Here is a 7,076-nt window from a genome sequence, read left to right on the forward strand (position 1 = left end):
ACGACTACACGGTGATCCCGAACTCGGTCGCGATCGTCACCAACGGCACCGCCATCCTGGGGCTGGGGGACATCGGCGCGGTCCCCGGCATGCCGGTGATGGAGGGGAAGGCGGTCCTCTTCGACGCCCTGGTCGGGATCAACGGGATCCCGATCCTCATCCAGAGCAGGGACACCGAGGAGATCATCCGGACGGTCGCGTCGATCGCCCCCACCTTCGGCGCGATCAAGCTGGAGGACATCAAGGCGCCGGAGTGCTTCGAGATCGAGGACCGCTTGAGCGAGATGCTCGACATCCCGGTGATGCACGACGACCAGCACGGGACCGCCGTGGTGGTGCTGGCGGCGCTGCTGAACGCCAGCAAGTACGTCGGGATGCAGGTGAAGAACGACACGGTGGGGATGGTCGGGCTGGGCGCGGCCGGGATGGGGATCTCGAAGCTCCTGATGGCGTACGGCGTCCGGAAGATGCTGGGGGGGGACATCAACCCGGTGGCGCAGGAGATCTTCGCGAAGGCGGGCGGGAAACCGGTCACGCTGGCGGAGATCATGGCGACCGCCGACATCGTCATCTGCACGACCGGCGTTCCGGGGCTGATCAAGAAGGAGATGATCCGGAAGGGCCAGGTGATCCTGGCGCTGTCCAACCCGAAGCCGGAGATCCCGCCCGACGAGGCGCGGGCGGCGGGGGCGTCGTTCGCCGCGGACGGCCGGGGCGCCAACAACGCGCTCGCCTTCCCGGGGCTGTTCCGGGGGGCGCTGAACGCCCGGGCGCGGAAGATCAACAACCGGATGAAGATCGCCGCGGCCAAGGCCATCAGCGCGTGCGCAACGGCGGGGGAGCTGGTTCCCTCGATCCTCGACCTGGAGATGCACGCGAAGGTCGCCGAGGCGGTCGAACGCGCCGCCTTCGAGACCGGCGTGGCCCGCCCGCGGTCGGAAGAGGTCGAGGAGACCTGATCCTTACGGCGACGGCTCCTTCCCCCTCCCTTTTTTCCGGAACATCAGCCAGACGAGGAACGCGAGCGCCGCGGCGGCGAACAGGATGACCGCCTTCCGGGGGGCCCACGACCGCTCCGCCAGGACCACCTGGCCGGCGATCGGGATCTCGATGTAGCGCACCGCGGGGGCGATATCGGGCGTGGGCATCTCGTAGGTGACCGCGACCGAGGCGGTCGCCGGGACCGTCTCCCCCGGCGGGAAGGCGAACTTCACCACCCGCGTCTCCTTCGGGCGGATCCGGTTGTCCTTCAGCACCTCGCGCGCGGACAGGAAGATGTCCTCCGCCCGGACCAGCGGCTTCCCGGTCCCGTCCCCCATCACCTTCTCGAACAGCTCTTCCCGGGTCCCCAGCGGGTTCCCCACCGTGTCGAACAGCGTCGCCGCCAGGCGGATCCGGTGCGTCGGGATGCCGGTGGGCGTGGCGTGGCCCACCAGCTCGTTCTTGAGGGTGACCGTCACGACGGCCTCCCTCCCGGACAGCACGAGGCGGGCGTGGACGGGGATCGCGCGGGACAGCCGCTCGCGGGAGTGCCCCCCCACCATCGCGTGGTCGACGGGCCCCTTCCCCTTCTTCCCGTCGATGAACCGCGCGTCGAACAGCTCCGGAAGGTGGCAGAACTGGCAGTGGACCCCGGTGCCGCGGTAGAAGCTCTGCTCCCATTCGCTCGCCGTGGTGAGGATCGGCGCGCCGAACTCGTTCCGGTACTCGTGGCACCCCGCGCAGAACTCGGAGGTGATGTGCAGGCGCGAGAACCGGAGCACGTGGGGGCTGTTGACGGAGCTCTTCTCCCTCGGCCCGAACTTGATCCCGGCCCGGGCCTTGTACCGGGGGAACGCGGTGCCGGGATTCATCGCCTCCACCGAGTGGCAGAAGTCGCACGTCACCCCTTCGCGGGAGAAGATGGCGGCCCGCGGATCTCCGGGGGCGAGCAGGAACCGCATCGGGTTGTGGCACTGCTCGCAGGCGAGGGTGCGTTTCGGGTTCGCGCGGCGGACGCGGTCGTACGGGAGCTGGAACGCGGGTTCGGTGTACGAGGAGGCGTGCTGGGACCCGGCCCAGGACCGGAAGATCTCGGGGTGGCACTCCATGCACACGGCGGCGGACTGGTAGGTCGCCATCGGGGACGCGCCGGCCGGAATCGCTGCGGCCATCGCGACCAGGATCGCGGCGGCGGTCGGTATCCTGGGCATGCCCGGCATTCTAACAGCCCGCCGCGGCGACGTAAACGTCCCCGCCCGCGGGGTTTCTGCTAGAATCCGGGGCTATGGACTTATCCTGGATCCGCGGCGCGCTGCTCGTCGTCTTCGGGTACCTGGTCGGCTCGGTCCCGTTCGGAATGGTGGTGGCGAAGGCGTTCGACCGGGGGGTCGACCTCCGGAACGCCGGCTCCGGGAACATCGGGGCGACGAACGTCGCGCGCACGCTCGGCAAGGGGGCGGGCGCGCTGACCCTGCTGCTCGACGCGGGGAAGGCGGTGTTCGCCCTCGCGCTCGCCCGGATGCTCCTCGGCGCGCCGGCGGACGTCTGGCTCGCGCTGGTCGGCGGGGCGGTGTTCCTCGGGCACATCTTCCCGGTGTACCTCCGGTTCAAGGGGGGGAAGGGGGTCGCGACCGCCCTCGGGGTCGTCGCGTTCCTCTCCCCGGTGACCGTCTTCGTGCTCGTCGTCCTCTTCATAGGCGTCGTCTACTTCACGCGGTACGTGTCGCTCGGGTCGCTCTGCGCGGCGGTCGGCCTGCCGGTCGTCATGGCCATCCTCGGCGGCCCGCGCTCCTACCTGAACCTGTCCCTGGTGATGGCGTTCCTCGTGATCTGGACCCACCGCGAGAACATCCACCGGCTCCTCGCCGGGCAGGAGAGCAAGTTCCGGCTGCACAGGGATTAGGCAGCCGCTGCCCAACCGGTGGGCAGCGGCGGGGAGCGGAGCATGCGCCCCGTTCGCCCGCGGCCGGCGCCCTCCCATCGATATCTCCCCGGATGCCAAGGACATTTTCCGGGGTTTCGCCCGGGACATCCCGCGGTTGCGCGGATATGGTACGCCCGTTGCTTCACCGTTCTCCAAGGAGGTGTCCCCATGAAGAAGATCGAGGCCATCATCAAGCCGTTCAAGCTGGACGAGGTGAAGGAGTCGCTGAACGACATCGGGGTCCAGGGGATGACGGTGTCGGAGGTGAAGGGGTTCGGTCGCCAGAAGGGGCACACCGAACTGTACCGCGGCGCGGAGTACGTGGTGGACTTCCTGCCGAAGATCAAGCTGGAGATCATCGTCCCCGACGACCTCGTCGCCCAGGTGGTCGAGGTCGTGGAGAAATCGGCGCGCACCGGCCGCATCGGCGACGGCAAGATCTTCGTCACGAACGTCGAGGAGGTCGTCCGGATCCGCACCGGCGAGCGCGGGCACGACGCCATCTGATCGCACGGGATATCGTCCCGATCCAACCATACCCCCAGGAGGGTCCGTAATGAACGCGAAGGAAACGCTGGCATTCGCCAAGAGCAAGGGCATCGAGATGGTCGACCTGAAGTTCATGGACTTCGTCGGCACGTGGCAGCATTTCGCCGTGCCGATCTACGAGCTGAAGGAGGACAGCTTCGAGGAGGGATTCGGCTTCGACGGCTCGTCGATCCGCGGGTGGCAGCCGATCCACGCCTCCGACATGCTGGTCATCCCCGACCCGGAGACCGCCGTGGTCGACCCGTTCATCACCCGTCCCACCCTGTCCCTCATCTGCAACATCGTCGACCCGATCACCAAGGAGAACTACACCCGCGACCCGCGCAACATCGCGCGGAAGGCGGAGGCGTACGTGAAGTCGACCGGAATCGCCGACGCCGCGTACTTCGGCCCCGAGGCCGAGTTCTTCATCTTCGACGACATCCGGTACGCCACGGGGTCCAACTTCGGCTACTACTACATCGACTCCGAGGAGGGGACCTGGAACTCCGGGCGCGAGGAGGGTCCGAACCTGGGGTACAAGCCGCGCCACAAGGAGGGGTACTTTCCCGTCCCGCCGACCGACTCGCAGCACGACCTGCGCGACGAGATGGTCCGCGTGATGGAGCAGGTGGGGCTGAAGGTGGAGGCGCAGCACCACGAGGTGGCCACCGCCGGCCAGGCCGAGATCGACCTGCGGTTCGACACGCTGGTCAAGGTCGCCGACGCGCTGCAGTGGTACAAGTACATCTGCAAGAACGTCGCCCGGAAGTTCGGGAAGACCGTCACCTTCATGCCGAAGCCGCTCTTCGCCGACAACGGCTCGGGGATGCACACCCACCAGTCGCTGTGGAAGGGCGGGAAGCCGCTCTTCGCGGGCGAGGAGTACGGCGGCCTCTCGAAGATGGCGCTGTGGTACGCCGGGGGGATCCTGAAGCACGCCAAGGCGATCTGCGCGTTCAGCAACCCCACGATGAACTCGTACAAGCGGCTGGTCCCCGGCTTCGAGGCGCCGGTGAACCTCGCGTACTCCAGCCGGAACCGCTCCGCCTCGATCCGGATCCCGATGTACTCGGCGTCGCCGAAGGCCAAGCGCCTCGAGTTCCGCACTCCCGACCCGTCGTGCAACGGCTACCTGTCGTTCGCGGCGCAGCTGATGGCGGGGCTGGACGGCATCCAGAACAAGATCGACCCGGGGCAGCCGCTGGACAAGGACATCTACGCGCTGTCGCCGGAGGAGCTGGCCGAGGTCCCGACCACGCCGGGGTCGCTCGAGGAGTCGCTCAAGGCCCTGGAGACCGACCACGAGTTCCTGCTGAAGGGGGACGTGTTCACGATCGACGTGATCGAGAAGTGGATCGAGTACAAGATCGAGGCCGAGGTGAACCCGGTGAAGCTGCGGCCGCACCCGCACGAGTTCTTCCTCTACTTCGACTGCTAGGCGGATCGAAAGGGATTCACCGCACCACGGGGGGCCCCGGCGACGGGGCCCCTTCGCTTTTTGTCCGGCGTCCTACGTCCAGCGCCCCGGGGCGTCCCGCCAGATGTCGCGCAGCGGCGGCATCATCTCCCAGAGGGTTCCGAAGAACAGTACGCCCAGGAGGAGGAGCAGCACGACGATCGCGACCGCCACCCGCGGCACCCAGGCGTGCACGCCGCCTTCGCGGGCCAGCCGCTCGATCCGCGCCGGGTCGTCGGCCGGGACCCCGGCGGAGAGGAGCGGCCGGGAATCGCGGACCATCCGTTCCACCCGCCGGAAGTAGAGGTAGTCGCCCGTGACCGCGCGGGCCACCGCCCAGAGCAGGGGGACGAAGAGGGTCCACCCGAGGGCGACGCTCAAAACGAAGTCGAGCAGCGCCCACCCGTACATCTTCCGGTAGAGGTACCACCACGTCCCGGCGAAGAACGCGGGCCAGTTCCACGAGAAGGCGAACCGGGTTTCCCCGTCGGCGCCGAACCGCTCGAACCGGCGGCGGTACGCGTCGGCCTTCGGCCCGACGCACGCCGCGATCTCCTCGCGCGTCGGCATGGACGCGCCTTGGGGATTCCACTCCATCGACCGCTCCCGGACCCTCCTTGTGCTGGATGCCGATGAAGGTATTATATAGGGCGATTCCACCCCGGGGGCACCCGTCGCATGCGGCGCAGCCGCGAGATCCTTCTCCTGTCGATCCTGGCCGCCGTCGTCGTGGGGGGGTGCTCGACCTCCAGGGGCGGGACGCTGGCGGTGCAGCTCACGTACCCGGAGCCCGCCGCCGCTCCGGCATCGGCGCACGCGACAGCGTCGCGGACGCCGTCCTACGCCACGCACCCGTCCAACCGGATCCTCATCCGGGTCCTCGCGCCCCACTTTGCCCCGATCGAGCGGTGGTTCGACCGGTCGGCGGGAAGGGGGGAGATCGGCGGCATCCCTCCCGGGACCCGGATCACGGTGGAGGTCGACGAATACGACAACACCGCGGTGACCCTCGGCACGAACGCGCCGCTGCTGGGCCGCGGCTGGTTCAACGGGATCACGCTATCGGCGGGGGAGACGAAGACGGTCCCGGTCCCGATGTACGCGAAGGGGACGATCGTCACGGTCTGCGGCGCCCCCGCGTCCGGCGGCGCGGGCACCCCGGGCGACACGGGGGACGGCGGCCTGGACAACGAGGCGCTGCTCCGGAATCCGGCGGCGGTCAAGGTCGGGCCGGACGATACGATCTACGTTTCAACCTTCACGACGAGTTACGGCCGCGTCCGGGCGGTCGACCGGTACGGTTATATCTCCCACTTCGCCGGGAGCGGGGCTCATGGGACCATCACCCCCGGAACGGCGGCCGCTTCCTCCCCGATCGACGCGGTGTCGGACATCGACCTCGACCCGTCCGGAAACGTCTACCTGTTCAACTACTGGAACCAGATCATCCGGGTGGACAACGGGGTGGTGGCAAGCGTTATGTACGACAACGGGGTAGCCAACCCGGCGGCACGGTTCGATCTCGCAGTCGTCAACGTGGACCTGGTCTACTTCGTAAACTACATCGACCGGCGCGTCTACCGTTTGGAAGGTACCTCGAAATCCGAATATGTGGCCGACAACCAGCCGTACGACACCACGGAACCGATCTCGCGATTGAATTACCAGCTGCGGGCGCCATCGAGCATCGCCTACGCGTCGGTGGCCGACTCCCTGGTCTTCGCCGACACCGACAACGACCGGATCATGCGGATTTCCCTCGCGGACGGGAACATCTACTACATGGTCGGGTATCCGGGGGGGAGTTCATTTGTCGACAATCTTGATGCATCTGCGTTGACTTTGATTAGACCGAGAGTAGTCGACCACAACCCGATCTCGGGGAAAATCTTTTTCGTTGAGGGTGACAGCAACCGGGTGCTTTACACCGATTCCGTTAACAAGGTCCATCTTCTGGCTGGGGCAGGAGGGGCAGGGTTCTTCTCCGGCGACGGCGGCCCCGCGGCCGCCGCCCGCCTCAACGACCCCCGCGCGATCGCCGTGGACTCCCGCGGCAACGCCTACATCGCCGACTACGGCAACCACGCCGTCCGCATGGTCGTCGGCGGCGCCCTGCCGTAGCGGAGTAATGTTGCAGGAGCGTCCGGAGCAGGGGCGTCCGGCGGAGTCGCCGCAGGAGGGGGG

7 protein-coding genes are annotated in these 7,076 nt (G+C 67.8%); 5 read left to right on the forward strand and 2 right to left on the reverse strand.

The window, feature by feature from the left end; translation table 11 throughout:
* A partial coding sequence (locus tag HZB86_11490; protein ID MBI5906145.1) for an NADP-dependent malic enzyme occupies positions 1–959 on the forward strand: 959 nt, incomplete at its 5' end.
* 3 nt (positions 960–962) lie between these two features.
* On the opposite strand, the gene HZB86_11495 is transcribed toward HZB86_11490, so the two are convergent.
* Positions 963–2,192 carry a hypothetical protein gene (locus tag HZB86_11495; GenBank protein ID MBI5906146.1) on the reverse strand — a complete coding sequence of 410 codons (1,230 nt, stop codon included), beginning with the start codon at positions 2,190–2,192 and terminating at the stop codon, positions 963–965.
* A 74-nt stretch (positions 2,193–2,266) separates the two neighbouring features.
* On the opposite strand from HZB86_11495, the gene plsY reads away from it, so the two are divergent.
* The 3 genes from plsY (at position 2,267) to glnA (ending at position 4,874) form a co-directional block, all read left to right on the forward strand.
* Positions 2,267–2,884: a glycerol-3-phosphate 1-O-acyltransferase PlsY gene (plsY, locus tag HZB86_11500; GenBank protein ID MBI5906147.1), complete on the forward strand. Its 618-nt coding sequence runs from the start codon at positions 2,267–2,269 to the stop codon at positions 2,882–2,884.
* A 189-nt stretch (positions 2,885–3,073) separates the two neighbouring features.
* On the forward strand, positions 3,074–3,412 hold the full coding sequence (locus HZB86_11505; GenBank protein MBI5906148.1) for a P-II family nitrogen regulator: 339 nt from the start codon (positions 3,074–3,076) through the stop codon (positions 3,410–3,412).
* A 49-nt stretch (positions 3,413–3,461) separates the two neighbouring features.
* Positions 3,462–4,874 (forward strand): type I glutamate--ammonia ligase, encoded by a 1,413-nt coding sequence (glnA, locus tag HZB86_11510; protein MBI5906149.1) that lies wholly within the window; start codon positions 3,462–3,464, stop codon positions 4,872–4,874.
* A gap of 72 nt (positions 4,875–4,946) precedes the next feature.
* On the opposite strand, the gene HZB86_11515 is transcribed toward glnA, so the two are convergent.
* Positions 4,947–5,489 (reverse strand): DUF2628 domain-containing protein, encoded by a 543-nt coding sequence (locus tag HZB86_11515; protein ID MBI5906150.1) that lies wholly within the window; start codon positions 5,487–5,489, stop codon positions 4,947–4,949.
* Positions 5,490–5,570: 81 nt separating this feature from the next.
* Here HZB86_11515 and HZB86_11520 point away from each other — a divergent pair, with 81 nt between their 5' ends.
* Entirely contained in the window at positions 5,571–7,013 is a 1,443-nt protein-coding gene (locus HZB86_11520; protein MBI5906151.1) for a hypothetical protein, read from the forward strand.
* Positions 7,014–7,076: the final 63 nt, after the last annotated feature.

This window comes from Deltaproteobacteria bacterium (assembly GCA_016234845.1).
GTDB lineage: Bacteria > Desulfobacterota > Deferrimicrobia > Deferrimicrobiales > Deferrimicrobiaceae > JACRNP01.

Bases quoted from the DNA above. Each gene is read 5' to 3' on its own strand.
- HZB86_11495 (MBI5906146.1), bottom strand. From the start codon at position 2,192: ATGCCCAGGATACCGACCGCCGCCGCGATCCTGGTCGCGATGGCCGCA.
- HZB86_11520 (MBI5906151.1), top strand. From the start codon at position 5,571: ATGCGGCGCAGCCGCGAGATCCTTCTCCTGTCGATCCTGGCCGCCGTC.
- HZB86_11505 (MBI5906148.1), top strand. From the start codon at position 3,074: ATGAAGAAGATCGAGGCCATCATCAAGCCGTTCAAGCTGGACGAGGTG.
- HZB86_11515 (MBI5906150.1), bottom strand. From the start codon at position 5,489: ATGGAGTGGAATCCCCAAGGCGCGTCCATGCCGACGCGCGAGGAGATC.
- plsY (MBI5906147.1), top strand. From the start codon at position 2,267: ATGGACTTATCCTGGATCCGCGGCGCGCTGCTCGTCGTCTTCGGGTAC.
- glnA (MBI5906149.1), top strand. From the start codon at position 3,462: ATGAACGCGAAGGAAACGCTGGCATTCGCCAAGAGCAAGGGCATCGAG.